The sequence below is a fragment of the Pseudomonas sp. NY15364 genome, from assembly GCF_048068235.1.
Classification (GTDB): Bacteria; Pseudomonadota; Gammaproteobacteria; order Pseudomonadales; family Pseudomonadaceae; genus Aquipseudomonas; species Aquipseudomonas mendocina_D.
Map to the genome: position 1 here is coordinate 15,169 of NZ_JBLUPX010000018.1, position 14,687 is coordinate 29,855.

General features: G+C 63.8%; 14 protein-coding genes. 6 read left to right on the forward strand and 8 right to left on the reverse strand.

Features of this window, described 5'->3' with window-relative positions; all coding sequences use genetic code 11:
- Positions 1-5: 5 nt before the first annotated feature.
- A complete protein-coding gene (gene hmpA, locus ACNFCJ_RS15555) occupies positions 6-1,187 on the reverse strand; it encodes an NO-inducible flavohemoprotein (protein ID WP_416772297.1) in 1,182 nt (393 codons plus the stop codon).
- 192 nt (positions 1,188-1,379) lie between these two features.
- Between hmpA and norR the strand changes: the two genes are divergently transcribed.
- The gene (norR, locus tag ACNFCJ_RS15560; RefSeq protein ID WP_416772298.1) at positions 1,380-2,930 is read left to right on the forward strand and encodes a nitric oxide reductase transcriptional regulator NorR; all 1,551 of its coding nucleotides are present in this window, start codon (positions 1,380-1,382) and stop codon (positions 2,928-2,930) included.
- A gap of 64 nt (positions 2,931-2,994) precedes the next feature.
- Here norR and ACNFCJ_RS15565 read toward each other — a convergent pair whose 3' ends face one another.
- From ACNFCJ_RS15565 to ACNFCJ_RS15575, 3 genes are read right to left on the reverse strand one after another with little or no spacing between them, the layout of a single operon-like run.
- A complete protein-coding gene (locus ACNFCJ_RS15565; RefSeq protein WP_416772299.1) occupies positions 2,995-3,924 on the reverse strand; it encodes a class I SAM-dependent methyltransferase in 930 nt (309 codons plus the stop codon).
- Positions 3,917-4,255 (reverse strand): FKBP-type peptidyl-prolyl cis-trans isomerase, encoded by a 339-nt coding sequence (locus ACNFCJ_RS15570; protein ID WP_416772301.1) that lies wholly within the window; start codon positions 4,253-4,255, stop codon positions 3,917-3,919. The genes ACNFCJ_RS15565 and ACNFCJ_RS15570 overlap by 8 nt, the downstream gene beginning before the upstream one ends.
- A gap of 1 nt (position 4,256) precedes the next feature.
- Complete coding sequence (locus tag ACNFCJ_RS15575) at positions 4,257-4,685, reverse strand: group II truncated hemoglobin (protein WP_416772303.1); 429 nt, start codon at positions 4,683-4,685, stop codon at positions 4,257-4,259.
- 211 nt (positions 4,686-4,896) lie between these two features.
- Here ACNFCJ_RS15575 and ACNFCJ_RS15580 point away from each other — a divergent pair, with 211 nt between their 5' ends.
- The 3 genes from ACNFCJ_RS15580 to ACNFCJ_RS15590 all read left to right on the forward strand — a co-directional run bounded on the left by ACNFCJ_RS15580 (position 4,897) and on the right by ACNFCJ_RS15590 (position 9,005).
- The gene (locus ACNFCJ_RS15580; protein WP_416772305.1) at positions 4,897-7,260 is read left to right on the forward strand and encodes a DNA polymerase II; all 2,364 of its coding nucleotides are present in this window, start codon (positions 4,897-4,899) and stop codon (positions 7,258-7,260) included.
- 438 nt (positions 7,261-7,698) lie between these two features.
- Positions 7,699-8,685, forward strand: a complete 987-nt coding sequence (locus tag ACNFCJ_RS15585) for a TerC family protein (RefSeq protein WP_125880940.1) — start codon at positions 7,699-7,701, stop codon at positions 8,683-8,685.
- A 59-nt stretch (positions 8,686-8,744) separates the two neighbouring features.
- Positions 8,745-9,005, forward strand: coding sequence for a hypothetical protein (locus tag ACNFCJ_RS15590; RefSeq protein ID WP_416772307.1), 261 nt, complete (start codon positions 8,745-8,747; stop codon positions 9,003-9,005).
- Between the two features lie 80 nt (positions 9,006-9,085).
- Here the strand turns inward: ACNFCJ_RS15590 and ACNFCJ_RS15595 are convergent, their stop codons facing one another.
- Together ACNFCJ_RS15595 and ACNFCJ_RS15600 are read right to left on the reverse strand one after the other, a co-directional pair.
- Positions 9,086-9,742: a DsbA family protein gene (locus tag ACNFCJ_RS15595; protein ID WP_125880942.1), complete on the reverse strand. Its 657-nt coding sequence runs from the start codon at positions 9,740-9,742 to the stop codon at positions 9,086-9,088.
- Positions 9,739-10,170, reverse strand: a complete 432-nt coding sequence (locus ACNFCJ_RS15600; protein ID WP_125880943.1) for a disulfide bond formation protein B — start codon at positions 10,168-10,170, stop codon at positions 9,739-9,741. Before ACNFCJ_RS15600 ends, ACNFCJ_RS15595 begins: the two co-directional genes overlap by 4 nt.
- A 339-nt stretch (positions 10,171-10,509) precedes the next feature.
- On the opposite strand from ACNFCJ_RS15600, the gene mntP reads away from it, so the two are divergent.
- Together mntP and ACNFCJ_RS15610 are read left to right on the forward strand one after the other, a co-directional pair.
- The gene (gene mntP, locus ACNFCJ_RS15605) at positions 10,510-11,079 is read left to right on the forward strand and encodes a manganese efflux pump MntP (protein WP_416772308.1); all 570 of its coding nucleotides are present in this window, start codon (positions 10,510-10,512) and stop codon (positions 11,077-11,079) included.
- A 2-nt stretch (positions 11,080-11,081) separates the two neighbouring features.
- Positions 11,082-11,987, forward strand: coding sequence for a hypothetical protein (locus ACNFCJ_RS15610; RefSeq protein WP_416772310.1), 906 nt, complete (start codon positions 11,082-11,084; stop codon positions 11,985-11,987).
- 15 nt (positions 11,988-12,002) lie between these two features.
- On the opposite strand, the gene ACNFCJ_RS15615 is transcribed toward ACNFCJ_RS15610, so the two are convergent.
- Positions 12,003-13,130: an NAD(P)/FAD-dependent oxidoreductase gene (locus ACNFCJ_RS15615; RefSeq protein ID WP_416772312.1), complete on the reverse strand. Its 1,128-nt coding sequence runs from the start codon at positions 13,128-13,130 to the stop codon at positions 12,003-12,005.
- Between the two features lie 73 nt (positions 13,131-13,203).
- Positions 13,204-14,652: an ATP-dependent RNA helicase RhlB gene (rhlB, locus tag ACNFCJ_RS15620; protein WP_106734559.1), complete on the reverse strand. Its 1,449-nt coding sequence runs from the start codon at positions 14,650-14,652 to the stop codon at positions 13,204-13,206.
- Positions 14,653-14,687: the final 35 nt, after the last annotated feature.

Genomic DNA, 14,687 nt, shown 5'->3' on the forward strand with positions numbered 1-14,687 from the left:
ATCGTTTAGCTATCCAGCGCCGAGGCCGGGCCGAAGAACTCATAGCGGCTCTGCTCGACGGGAACGCCCAGCGCTTGCAGATGACGCTTGACCTGCGCCATGAAGGGCTTCGGGCCGAGGAAGTAGGCGTCCAGATCGCGCTCGGCCGGCAGCCATTGCTCCAGCAGATCGCGGCTGAGAAAACCCTCGGCGTCGGCCCGGTCACCCGCGCGCGGCTCGCTGTAGCACACGTAGTGGCGAATCTGCGGATGCTCGGCGGCATGGGCATCGACCCAGTCGCGGAAGGCATGCACCTCGGCATTGCGTGCGCAGTGGATGAAATGGATCGGCCGGCCGCTGTATCGCGCCGCGTCGAGCATGGCCAGTGCCGGGGTGATGCCGACGCCGGCGCTGATCAGGGCCAGTGGTTTGTCCGACTCGTTCAGGGTGAACTCGCCAGCGGGCGGGAACAGGTCCAGCACATCGCCGACCTGAACCTGGTCATGCAGATGGTTGGACACACGGCCGCCAGGCTCGCGCTTGACGCTGATGCGGTATTCACGGCCGTTGGCCGGGGCCGACAGCGAGTAGTTGCGGCGTACCTCTTCGCCGTCCAGCAGCAGGCGCATGCCAATGTACTGGCCCGGCTGGTAGTCGAGCAGAGCTCCACCATCGACAGGTAGCAGATGGAAGGAGGTGATCTCGGCGCTCTCGACGACCTTGCGTGCTACGCGGAAGGCCCGCGCGCCACGCCAGCCACCAGGTGCCGTAGCGTTGTCCTGATAGAGCTGTTCCTCGGCGCCGATGAAAATGTCGGCCAGTTGCTGGTAGGCCACGGCCCAGGCATCGATCACCGCATCGGTGGCGATCTCGGCGCCCAGCACCTCGCGAATCGCGCGTAGCAGACAACTGCCGACGATGGGGTAGTGCTCGGGGAGGATCTGCAGGGCGACGTGCTTGTTCACCACCTGGCGTACCAGCGGGCCGAGGGCTTCGAGTTTGTCGATATGGCGCGCGTACATCAGCACGCCGTTAGCCAGGGCACGTGGCTGGTCGCCGCTGGCCTGGTGCGCCTGGTTGAACAACGGGCGCACCTCGGGGTACTCACTGAGCATCATCCGGTAGAAATGGGTGGTGAGCGCTTCGCCGCCGCTTTCCAGCAGAGGCACGGTGGCTTTGATCAGGTCACGTTGAGCGTTGGTCAGCATGGGGGTATCTCCGCAAGGCAAATAAAGACGCCGGTGTGGCTCGTATGGCCAGTTGTGGCGTGCTAGCGTTAGCGGTAGATACCTATCAGTAAGCGTGCCAGATAAATAATCCTTAAATATCAGTGGCTTGCTTTTATTGTTGTTTTAATGACTCGCTCTATGTGCGGGTCATAAAGACTTTGAGTAGTCGAAATGACCGCTAATCCTCTGCTGGAAACTCTTATTCCCCTGGTCGCCGATCTGTCTCGCGAGCTGGACGATGGCGAGCGTTATCGCCGACTGCTCGCGGCCTTGCGCCAGTTGTTCCCTTGCGATGCCGTGGCGCTACTGCGGCTCGACGGCGAAATTCTGGTGCCCTTGGCGGTCGAGGGGCTAAGCCCCGATACCCTGGGACGACGTTTCAAGGTCAGCGAGCATCCGCGCCTGGCTGCGTTGCTGGAGCACGCCGGGCCGACCCGTTTCGCTGCTGATTGCGGTTTGCCTGACCCCTACGACGGACTGGTAGAGGGGTTGCATGGCCACCTGGAAGTGCACGATTGCCTCGGTTGCCCGCTGTACCTAGACGAACAGCTCTGGGGCCTGTTGACCCTGGATTCGCTCGATCCGGCCAGCTTTGGCCGGCTCGATCTGGACAGCCTCGACGCCTTTGCCAGCTTGGCCGCGGCGACGGTCAAGGTCAGCGAGCGTATCAGCGGCCTGGCGCAGCGGGTTGAGGCCGAGCGTCAACTCAACGAGCTGTACAAACAGGCCCGCCAGCAACCGCGCGAGCTGGTAGGGCAGAGCACGGCGCTACGCAAGCTACAGGACGAGATTCGCTTGGTCGGCGATAGCCCGCTGACCGTGCTGATCACAGGGGAAACCGGCGTCGGCAAGGAGCTGGTGGCCGAAGCCATCCACGCCGCCTCGCCGCGTGCGCAGCGGCCGCTGGTCAGCATCAACTGCGCGGCATTGCCCGATGCGTTGGTGGAGAGCGAACTGTTCGGCCATGTACGCGGCGCCTTCTCTGGCGCGATGAGCGAGCGCAGCGGCAAGTTCGAGCTGGCCGATGGTGGCAGCCTGTTCCTCGACGAGGTGGGCGAGCTGCCGCTGGCGATTCAGGCCAAGCTGTTGCGCGTGCTGCAGAGCGGCCAGTTGCAACGGGTTGGCTCGGATCGCGAGCACCGCGTCGATGTGCGAGTGATCGCCGCCACCAACCGCGATCTGGCGGCCGAAGTGCGTGCCGGACGGTTTCGCGCCGATCTTTATCACCGCCTGAGCGTCTACCCGTTGCCGGTGCCGCCGCTGCGTGAGCGCGGTCGCGACGTGCTGCTGTTGGCCGGCTACTTCCTCGAAGAAAACCGCGCCCGGCTCGGGCTGCGCAGCCTGCGCCTGAGTGCCGAGGCGCAGAAGGCGCTGCTGGGCCACGACTGGCCGGGCAACGTGCGTGAGCTGGAGCACTTGATTGGCCGCGCGGCGATCAAGGCGCTGGCGCGCCATGGCGAGCGACCGCGCATTCTCAGTCTGGATGTGCAGGATCTGGACTTGCCGAGTAGTGAGACGAGCGCCGCCGTCGAGGCCGTGTTGGCGTCCGGCGAGCCGGTGCCGGAAGGTGTGGAGCTGCGCACGGCGGTGGACGCTTTTCAGCGCCAGTTGATCGAACAGTGCCTGGCGCGTCATCAGGGCAAGTGGGCTGATGCGGCGCGTGAGCTGGGCGTGGATCGCGCCAACCTCAGCCGCTTGGCCAGGCGCTTGGGCATTCGCTAGCTGGCCTGTGGGAGGGGCTTTAGCCGCGATCTGTTCACGTCACGGCTAAAGCCCCTCCCACAGGTTATTCCTGCTGGAACACCAGCGCTTTCAGGCCGCTCTCGGGCGAGATATCGGGGAACTCCGGCGGGTTGTCCAGACGCTCGACGAAGCGCAGTTGTGGCGCTTCGGCGGCCATGCCGTCGATGATGAAATCTGGGCCGATATCCGGGTCGTTGACGCAGGCCAGCACGGTGCCGTGCTCGGTCAGCAGCTCAGGCAGGCGCCGGAGAATCTTGGCGTAATCCTGGGTGAGGGCGAAGCTGCCTTTCTGGAAGCTCGGCGGGTCGATGATGATCAGGTCATACGGGCCGCTCTTGCGCACCTTGCCCCAGGACTTGAACAGCTCGTGACCGAGAAACTCCACTCGGGAGAGGTCGTGCCCGTTCAGGCGATGGTTGTCGCGCCCGCGCGACAGGGCCGCACGTGCCATATCCAGATTGACCACATGCGCAGCACCGCCAGCGATGGCGGCCACGGAGAAGCCGCAGGTGTAGGCGAACAGGTTGAGCACCCGTTTACCGGCGGCCTGCTCACGCACCCACTGGCGACCCAGGCGCATATCGAGGAACAGCCCGCTGTTCTGCTTGCTGCCCAGATCCAGCAGGTAGTGCAGGCCATCCTCGATGATCGGCCATTGCGCCTGCGGCTCACCGGCTAGCCATTCGCTCTCGCTGCCCTGTACGTAGCGGTGCTGCAGCAGCAGGCCGCGTGCGCCGCTGGCCTGCCATTGCGGCGTTTCCAGCAGCTCCATAAGCAGCGGTCGCAGTGCCGGCGACGGCTCGCGAAACAGCATCACCAGCACAACGCCGGACAGCCAGTCGACGGTGATCTGCTCCAGCCCCGGCCAGCAGCGACCACGGCCATGGAATAGGCGACGGGTCTCGTTGCCGGGGTGGTTGTCCAGCGCCTGTAGCAGGTGCTCGCGCAGGGTGGCGAGGGCGGTATCAGTCATCGCGGGTCAGCACTTCCAGCAGCTCGATTTCGAAGGTCAGGTCGGAGTTGGGTGGAATCGCACCCATGCTGCGCTCGCCATAACCCAGATGCGCGGGCACCTGCAGCTTGCGTTTGCCGCCGACCTGCATGCCCATCAGGCCCTGATCCCAACCCTTGATCACCCGGCCGGTACCGATCACGCACTGGAACGGCTTGCCGCGCGAGTAGGACGAGTCGAACTCGCTGCCATCGGCCAGCCAGCCGCGATATTGGGTGGTGATCAGGGCGCCCTTGACCACGGCCTTGCCGTCGCCGTGTTGCAGGTCTTCGATGATCAGTTGGTCAGTCATGTCAGGTTTCCTTGCGGTGACGGTTTTGGCTGGCCTGCACGGAGCGCTCGGCGGGGACGCGCAGTTGAACCAGCAGGTAGTCGGCGAACGCCGGCTCATAGTTCTGTAGAGCGATGGCGCCGGCCATGCAGCTCAGCCAGCTTTCCGCCAGCGCCTGGTCGATTGGCCACTGCGCATGGAAGGCCGGAATGCTGATGCTGCCGTATTTCTCGGCGAACAGGCGCGGCCCGCCCAGCCAGCCACTGAGAAAGCACGCCAGCTTGTCGCGTGAGGCGCTCAGGTCGGCTGGGTGCAGGGCGCGCAGGGCGGTGGCTTCGGGGCGTTCGTCCATCAGCCGGTAGAAGTCGTCGACCAGGCGGCGCAGGCCGTCGATACCGCCAGCGGCCTGGTAGGAGGCGTCGCCGGTGCCGTAGGGAGGTGTGTCGCTCATCGCGTTGTTCCGCGGAAAAGGCGCCATTGTAACCGCTGGCGTAGAATGCTCGGCCAGTTTGGTTCGAGGTAATGGGTAACTGCAGAGGCTGTTTTCTCCCCTCTCCCATTCATGGGAGAGGGGCCGGGGGAGAGGGGAAAAGCTCACACCCTCTCCCCAGCCCTCTCCCGCAAGCGGGAGAGGGGGCAGATCGTGCTTGCCTGAAAAGATGATGACGCAACCCCAGCAAGGCTTCGTGCTTAGCCGCCATTGGCGTGACACGCCGGAGGGCACCGAAGTGGCCTTCTGGCTGGCGACCGATGCCGGCCCGCGCCAGGTGCGGCTGCCGTGCCAGGACGTGGTGGCCTTTATCCCCGCCGAGCAGCGTGCCTGGGCCGAGCCGTTGCTGCGTAATGAGAAAGGCGTCGAGTTGCGTGAGCTGGCTTTGCGCGACTTCAAGCGTCGCCCGGTGTTGGGCCTGTATTGCCGCCAGTACCGCCAGTTGCTGCAGTTGGAGAAGAAGCTGCGCCAGGTCGGTGTCGATGTGTACGAGGCCGATATTCGGCCGCCAGATCGTTACCTGATGGAGCGCTTTATCACTGCCAGCGTGCTCTTCGATGGCATCGAGCAGCAGGACGGCAGCCTGCTGTGCAAGTCGCTCAAACCCGCCGCCGATTACCGCCCAACGCTGCGTCTGGTGTCGCTGGATATCGAGACCAGCGCTCGTGGCGAGCTGTATTCCATCGCCCTGGAAGGCTGTGGCCAGCGTCAGGTCTACATGCTCGGCCCGGCCAATGGCGACGCGAGTATCGTCGATTTCGACCTGGAGTACTGCGACAGCCGCCAGTTGCTGCTCGAACGCCTCAATGCCTGGCTGCAGCGGCATGACCCGGACGCCATCATCGGCTGGAACCTGGTGCAGTTCGACCTGCGCGTGCTGCGCGATCACGCCGAGCAACTCAAGGTGCCGCTGCTGCTGGGGCGTGGCGGCGACGTAATGGGCTGGCGCCAGCACAACAGCAGCCAGCACTACTTCGCCGAGGCAGCCGGGCGGCTGATCATCGATGGCATTGAGGCGCTGCGCTCGGCGACCTGGAACTTCCCTTCGTTCAGCCTGGAATCGGTGGCGCAGACCCTGCTCGGTGAGGGCAAGGCCATCGACACGCCCTATGCGCGGATGGATGAGATCCAGCGCATGTACGACGAGGACAAGCCGGCGCTGGCCCTCTACAACCTCAAGGACTGCGAGCTGGTCACGCGTATCTTTGCCCACACCGATCTGCTCGCCTTCCTGCTGGAGCGCTCCAGCGTCACCGGCCTGGCGGCCGACCGCAGCGGCGGCTCGGTGGCGGCTTTCACCCATTTGTACCTGCCGCCCATGCATCGCCTGGGCTTCGTTGCGCCCAATCTCGGTGACATTCGTGGCGAGAACAGCCCTGGCGGTTTCGTCATGGACTCGCGCCCCGGTCTGTACGATTCGGTGCTGGTGCTGGACTACAAGAGCCTGTACCCGTCGATCATCCGCAGCTTTCTGATCGACCCGCTGGGCCTGGTCGAAGGGTTGCACCAGCCGGATGACGAACATTCGGTGGAGGGTTTTCGCGGCGCGCGATTCTCGCGCACCCGGCATTGCCTGCCGGCCATCGTCGAGCGCGTCTGGCAGGGCCGTGAGGCGGCCAAGCGCGAGGGCAACGCGGCCTTGTCGCAGGCGCTGAAGATCATCATGAATGCCTTCTACGGCGTGCTCGGCTCCGGCGGCTGCCGCTTCTTCGACCCGCGCCTGGCGTCGTCCATCACCCTGCGCGGGCACCAGATCATGAAGCGCACCCGTGAGCTGATCGAGGCCGAAGGCCATGCGGTGATCTACGGCGACACCGACTCCACCTTTGTCTGGCTCGGACGCGCCCATGACGAGGACGAGGCAGAGCGCATCGGCCGCTCGCTGGTAGCGCGCGTGAACGCCTGGTGGCGTGAGCATCTGCAGAATGACTACGGCTTGGCCAGCGCCCTGGAGCTGCAGTTCGAGATCCATTACCGGCGCTTTCTCATGCCCACCATTCGCGGCACCGAGGAGGGCAGCAAGAAGCGCTACGCCGGCCTGGTTCACGACGTGGACGGCAGCGAACGCATGGTGTTCAAAGGGCTGGAAACGGTGCGTACCGACTGGTCGCCGCTGGCCCAGCGTTTTCAACAGGAACTCTATCGCCTGGTGTTCGCTGGTCAGCCCTATGAGGACTACGTGCGCGACTACGTGAAACGCACCCTGGACGGTGAGCTGGACGAGCTGCTGGTGTATCGCAAGCGCCTGCGCCGACGCCTCGACGACTACCAGCGCAACGTGCCGCCGCACGTACGCGCCGCGCGCCTGGCCGACGAGCACAACCAGCGCCTTGGCCGGCCCCTGCAATACCAGCGCGGCGGCTGGATCAGCTACCTGATCACCACTGCCGGGCCACAGCCGCTGGAGCGTTTGCAGTCACCCATCGACTACGAGCACTACCTGAGCCGCCAACTACAGCCGGTGGCCGATGCCATCCTGCCGTTCGTCGGCGGCGAGTTCGAGCGGCTGCTGGACGGGCAGCTCGGCTTGTTCTGAAACCTTCGGATAAATAGCGAACCCTGTAGGAGCCTAATGCTGTTCACTTAAGGATGCACACGTTTGGCTCCCCTCTCCCATTTATGGGAGAGGGGCTGGGGGAGATGGCCGAAAACATCGCGGAACTGCCATATCCCCCTCTCCCCAGAGGGGCGAGGGGACTGATTGCGTTCGACCCTTTCTTATGTGAGCAGCATTACTGTAGGAGCCCGCTTGCGGGCGATCCTGATGCCGCCGGCTGATCGTCAGCAAGCTGGCTCCTACAAGGCGGCAGCAGGCTCTGTAGCGGCGTAGAATTGGAAATACCTTGTAAAATTCGCCCCGTTGAGCGGCGCTCGCGGCCTGAATATATTTGCGCCCGTGATGCCGGGCCCCTCTGGCGGTTAACACCGCGATGTCGGAATCACAGTCTGTTCAATCTGACTGTAGGAGGGGCTCATGACTGCCCTAGAACCGTTCCTCTTCGCCGACTTCCTCGGCACGGCCACTTGGTTGTGGCTGGTCTTCATCGCTGTCGTCATCTCCCTGCTGGCCTTCGACCTTGGCGTGCTGCATCGCGATAACCGCGAAATCGGCGTGCGCGAGAGTCTGTTGCTGTCCGCCGGCTACATCACTGCGGGTCTGTTGTTCGGTGTCTGGGTGTTCTTCCAGAAGGGCGGCGACGCCAGCATGGATTACCTCACCGGCTTTCTGATCGAGAAATCGCTGTCGATGGACAACGTGTTTCTCATGGCCATGATCTTCAGCTTTCTCGCCATCCCTCGGCAGTACCAGCACAAGGTGCTGTTCTGGGGAATCATGGGCGTGCTGGTGCTGCGGGCGATCATGATCGGCCTGGGCGCCGCACTGATCCACGAGTTCGCCTGGATCCTCTACGTGTTTGGCGCCTTCCTGTTCTTCACCGGTATCAAGATGCTGTTCTCCAAGCTCGATGATGCGCCGGACCTGCAGAACAACGTGCTGGTCAAGTTCCTGCGCAAGCACCTGCGCGTGACCGATGACCTGCACGGCCAACGCTTCTTCGTGCGCCAGGACGATGGCAAGGGGCGCAGCGTGCTGTGGGTGACGCCGCTGTTCCTGGCGCTGATCCTGATCGAGTGCGCCGACCTGGTGTTCGCCATCGACAGCGTGCCGGCGATCTTCGCCATCACCCAGGATCCGTTCATCGTCTACACCTCGAACATCTTCGCCATCCTCGGCTTGCGCGCCCTGTACTTCGCCCTGGCGGCGCTGATCCACCGCTTCGCCTACCTCAAATACGCGCTGGCGCTGGTGCTGGTGTTCATCGGCGCGAAGATTTTCCTGGTCGGCATCATCGGCAAGATCCCCGCCGTGGTGTCGCTGAGCGTGACCCTGGGCCTGCTGATCGGTGGCGTACTGCTGTCGCTGTACAAGACCCGCGGTCAGCCGCCCGCCAACATCTGACGTATGAACCGGGCCTCGTCACACTGGCGAGGCCCGGTTTCGCAAGTGGAGAAATCGAGATGTATCAAACTTGGAAAAAACGCCTGGCGCCTGTCGTCCTAGGCGTAGCGCTGATTACTCTGGCGGGCTGCGATGCCGCCGAGCAGTCCGCGCAGAAGCTCGCCGAAGAGGCGAAGAAGGAAGCCCAGACGCTGGTCGAAGAGTCGGTCGGTGAGATGGTCGATGAGGTCAATCGACAGGTGGATTCCCTGCAGGAATCCACCAACCGCGCCCTAGGTAAAGAAGGCGAGGAGCAGGCCGAGAAGGACGATGAAGCCTAGCCGCAGAAGGCGGATCAACTCGAGGCTCAGGGTGTCGAGACCTGAGGTCGCAACGCCCTGTATCGATACGGTGGGGTAGGCTAGTTGCCTGCCCGCGCCACTTCTTCCATCACCAGCGCTCGCAACGGGGCTGGGCCGAACTCACGCAGCGGCTGGCCATTGACGAAGAAGGTCGGCGTACCGCGTACACCTACGGTCTGCACATCCTGCATGTCGGTCTTCAGAATGGCGTCGATGGCTGGTGAATGCATCTCCTCGCGTGCCTTGGCTACGTCCAGACCGACTTTCTCGGCTGCCTCCCAGGCCTTGGTGGCGCTGGCGTCGTCATGCCATTGCGGCTGGGCCTGAAGGATGGCGTCGAGTACCGGCAGATAGAGATCCTGCCTGCGCGCTGCTTCCAGCAAGCGTGCCGCTTCTTCCGAAGCCTGGTGGAAGAGGGTGTAGCGGATCACCAGGCGCACACTTTGCGGGTTCTCCGCCAGGATCTGTTTGACGTAGGGATGAAAGGCACGGCATGCCTCGCAGGACGGGTCGAAGAACTCGACGATGGTGACCGGAGCCTTGGCTGGCCCGACCACGGGGGAATGGAAGCGCACCAGGCTGCTACTGTCCTGAACCGGGTGAACCGATTCGGCGTGCTGCTCGGATGGCGCCAGGCCCTGATAGAGCAGGGCTGCACCGGCGAACAGGGCAAGAATCAGCAGACTGATGGTGACGACCAGGGTTTTGCGGGTCATTGCGGGGTTCTCCGGCGAACGATGAGCAGCAGAATAGTGATCAGGGCGAAGGTGGCCAGGGCCAGTAAAGGCAGCGGCAGGCCGAGAATGGCCATGTTGGCGTCGGTGCAGGACGGGCCGCTGGCACTGCACGGCTGGATGCGCTGCGGGATGATGTCGAAGTACAACAGGCTGTGGCCGAGGGCTATCAGTCCCCCAGTGACTGATAGCGGCAGGGCGTAGTGCCAGACGGCGAAGTCCGCGCGATAGCAGGCCACGGCGAGAATCAAGGCCAGCGGGAACATGCAAATGCGCTGGAACCAGCACAGCACGCAGGGTGCCTGTCCCATGACCTCGCCGATGAACAGGGCGGCCAGGGTGGCGAACAGAGCCAGCAGCCAGGCCAGCAGCAAAGGTGTCCAGGCGGGAGATTGGTGAGTGGTGCTCATTGGCAAGGCTCGTGATTGTGATCGTACGAAGTGCCCGGAGGCGGTACCAGGGGCCGCAAAGTGAACACCCTGAAGCCGCTACAGGGTCAAGTATTCGCGGAACGAATGTGACTGACAGTCGGTATGCCGAGGAGACTTTTCCTGCGTCACACTTCTGTTATGCTGCGCGCCTCTTTGGGGAGTAGCCTGCCGTCGCGCTAGCGTCGGCGCGTTGGTCAACATTCTCGGCAACCTGCCGTGGCCAACGCATCCGCTGGGATTGGTGAGACCAACGACAGTCCTGTGCCAGGTCGGGCGCGCAGTGGCTTGTCGTTGACTCAGGCCCGGCTGGAGTTTCCCTTGAATCCTCTATCGCTACTTTTTCTGTCTTTCGCCATGTCGACGGATGCCTTCGCCGCAGCCATCGGCAAGGGCTCGGGCCTGCACAAGCCGCGCCTCGCCGAAGCCCTGCGTGCCGGCTTGATCTTCGGCACCATTGAGGCCATCACGCCGATCATCGGCTGGCTGATCGGCCAGGCGGCCAGCCGTTTCGTCATCGAGTGGGATCACTGGATCGCCTTCGCTCTGCTGGTCGGGCTCGGCGTGCACATGATTCATGCGGGCCTCAGTGCCGATGACGACGCGCCTGAAGACAAGCCCTCGCGCCATTCCTTCTGGGTGCTGGCCGTCACTGCCGTGGCCACCAGTATCGACGCCCTGGCCGTTGGCGTGAGCCTGGCCTTCGTCGAGGTGAACATTCTGGTCGCAGCACTTTGTATCGGTTTGGCCACCACCCTGATGGTGACATTGGGCATGTTGCTCGGTCGTATGCTGGGCCAACTGGTCGGCAAGCGTGCCGAGATCGTCGGTGGCGTGGTGCTGATGCTGGTTGGCGCGACAATTCTCTACGAACACTTTGCGAGTCTGTGAACATGAACACGTCCCTGCGTTTCCTGAGAAACGCACTGCTGGCAGCTGCTGCGCTGATCGCCGCTGCCCTGGCGTTCTTCGCCTGGCAATACTTCTTTCCGGTGCAGGCCGCCAGTGGCTGGTCGTATCGCGTCGCCTACGACGGCGTACAGAAGGCGGCCGGGCTGGCACGAGCGCCGGGTGGTGGCATTCTGGTCAGCCAGGAACTGCAGGATGGTCGCGGCAGTATCCTGTTGATGCAGCCCGACGGCGACCGCAAAGTGGTGGTCGAGGGCCTGTCCAAACCCGATGGCCTGCTCAGCGCCCGTGGTGGCCTGGTGTTCAGCCAGGAGTCGGGTGATAAGCCGGTCAGCTTCCTGCAGGGCAAACGTGTTTCCGAGCTGTTCGAGGGCGATCAGGTGCAGGGGCTGTGGGACGATGGCCACTACCTGTATGCCATCGAGGATCGCAAGGGCAACGGTCGGCTATGGCGCTATCGCTGGGACGACCGGCAGCTCAGCGTGGTGCGTGACAACCTCTCGGAGACCGAGTCGATCACCCGCTGCACCGACGGCCGCATGCTCTATAGCGAAAAGGAAACCGGTGTGATTCGCGAGCTGCGCGAGGATGGTCGCGACCCGGTGGTGGTCGACGGGCTGCGCAACCCGACGTTCATGCTTTGCGACGAGCAGGGGCTATGGATCAGCGAGGACTCGACCCACCGCGCCCGCCTGCTGTTGGTCGATGCCCAGGGCGAACAGACCACCGTGCTGTCGTTCCTCAAGGCGCCGCAAGCGATCCTGCCCTTGGACGATGGTCGTTACCTGATCGCCGAAGGTGGGCGTGATCGAGTGCTGGAATTGAGCGTGGTGAGATCGGCAGGCGGCCTCAAAAAAACCGAGATTGCCAGCGACCGGCAGGGCGGTTGAGGCCCGGCTGACGGCTTAACCGAGCAGACGTCTAGGGCTGAGCAGAGCCGCATTCAGGCCTGCTTCTGCCAGGCGCGGCGGCAGCGGCTGCCGGCGAATCAAGGCAGCGCAGGCCTGGCCCATGGCGGCGCTGGTCTGGATGCCATAGCCGCCTTGCGCTGCCACCCAGAAGAAGTCGTCGGCCTGGGTATCGAAACCTCCAACCAGATCGCCGTCGGCGACGAAGCTGCGCAGGCCGGCCCAGATATGCGCCGGACGACGAATCTGCAGCGTGGTGTGGGTTTCGATCTGATGGATGCCCAAGGCGATGTCCAGCTCTTCAGGCTGCACGTCATGCGGCGCCACCGGGTCGGCATTGGCTGGTGAACCGAGCAGCAGGCCGGCATCAGGCTTGAAGTAGAACGATTCGTCCAGGCTTACCAGCGCCGGCCAATGCTGGCAGTCGATGCTTGTCGGGCCGTTGAAGGTGAAGGCGGCCCGACGCTTGGGCTGTAAACCGATGCCGGGTAGGCCGGCCAAGCCTGCGATCTCGTCGCACCAGGCTCCGGCGGCATTGATCAATACACTCGCGCGATAGCTCTGTCCGGCGCAATCCACCTGCCAGCCGTCGGCGAGGCGGCTGATGCTCATGACCTCGCGCAGACAATGAATCTCCCCGCCCTGTTGGCGGATGCCGCGCAGGTAGCCATGGTGCAGTGCTGCTGTGTCGATATCGGCGGCGCTGGGGTCGAGCAGCGCACCGTGCACGAGCTCGCGACGCAACACCGGAACCATCGCGCAGGCCCCGTCGGTGCTGATCAGGCGAGCCTCTGCAACGTGCGCACGGGCCTGCTCGTACTGGCGCTGCAGCTCGGCTGCGTCACCGCTGAAGTCCACCACCAACTCGCCACGTGGCGTGAGCAGAGGATGCTCGGCAAAACCGGCTGGTGGGGCATCGTAAAAGGCGCGACTGGCAGCGGTCAGCGCGCGGACCTGTGGCGTGCCGTAGGCCACGGTGTAGAGCGCGGCTGAACGGCCAGTGGAGTGGTAGCCGGGCTGCGCCTCGCGTTCGAGCAGCAGCGTCTTGCCATGGCTGGCGAGAAAGTAGCCGGTGGAGGCGCCAGCAATACCGGCGCCGATGATGAGGTAGTCGTAGTGTTGCATGGCGTATCGATCAACGGGGTCAAATGAAAAAGGCGAAGCTGGAGGGCTTCGCCTTTGTTCTGCTTCGGCCTTATCAGTGCTTGCGCGGCACCGGCTTGAGCAGCTCGTCCGGCGGCATTTCGCACTGGATCTTGCGGCCGATCAGCTCTTCGATTGGCGGCAGGGCGAAGGCGTCGTCCTCACCGGCGAAGCTGATCGAGGTGCCGCTGGTGCCGGCGCGGCCGGTGCGGCCGATGCGGTGCACGTAGTCGTCCGGGTCTTCCGGCAGGGTGAAGTTGATCACGTGGCTGATGGCATCGACGTGGATGCCACGACCGGCGACGTCGGTGGCGACCATGACGCGGATCTTGCCTTCGCGGAAGCCTTCCAGTGCGCGGATACGCTTGTGCTGCGGAATGTCGCCGGACATCTGCACGGCGCTGATGCCGTCGCGGGTCAGGCGCTCTTCGATGCGCCGGACTTCGTCCTTGCGGTTGGCGAAGACCATGACCCGCGTCCAGTCGTTCTGGCTGATCAGGTTGTACAGCAGTTTGTACTTGTCAGCCGAGGCTACGGCGTAGACGTGCTGCTCGACGGTGTCGCTGGCGACGTTCTCTGGCTCGATCTCGACGATGGCCGGGTTGACCGTCCACTGCTTGGCCAGGTTCATCACGTCGTCGGTGAAGGTGGCTGAGAACAGCAGGGTCTGGCGGTCACCCTTCATCGGCGTCTGGCGGATGATCTGGCGCACCTGAGGGATGAAGCCCATGTCGAGCATGCGATCGGCTTCGTCCAGCACCATCACCTCTACCATGTCCAGGTGCACTTCGCCGCGCTGGTTGAAGTCCAGCAGGCGGCCCGGGGTGGCCACGAGGATGTCGCAGAAGCGCGATTCCAGCTGCTTGAGTTGTTTGTCGAAGTCCATGCCACCGACGAATTGCATGACGTTGAGGCCGGTGTATTTGGTCAGCTCGGCGGCGTCCTTGGCGATCTGCACCACCAGTTCGCGGGTCGGCGCGATGATCAGCGCGCGCGGCTCGCCCATGTAGCGCTCTTTCGGCGCCGGGGTCTGCAGCAGCTGGGTGATGATCGAGATGAGGAACGCCGCGGTCTTGCCGGTGCCGGTCTGGGCGCGGCCGATGGCGTCCTGACCCTTGAGGGTGTATCCCAGTACGCCAGCCTGGATCGGCGTGCAGTAGGGGAAACCGAGGTCGTGAATGGCGTGCATCAGCTCGGGGGCGAGCTTGAAGTCATGGAAACGGGTCTTGCCTTCGGCCGGCTCGACCACGAAATCTTCCAGCTTCCAGGTGTCGACTGGCTTGGCTGGGCGCTCGCGACGCGGTTTGTCGGCCTTGGGCGGGCGGGATTGTTGCGGCGCCGGGCTATCGCCTGCGCTCTCGCTGGCAGGGCGGGCGGGCTTGTTCTTGCGTGGGCGCTTCTGCTCTGCGTCACCGCTCTGGGCGGGCGCTGCTACGGATGACGGCGCTGGTTGTGGCTGCTCGTCTTCGGCTTTGCCGAACATTTTCTTGAGTGCTTTGAGCACGGGCTTCTCATCGACTGGTTAAGGAGTGAACGCCC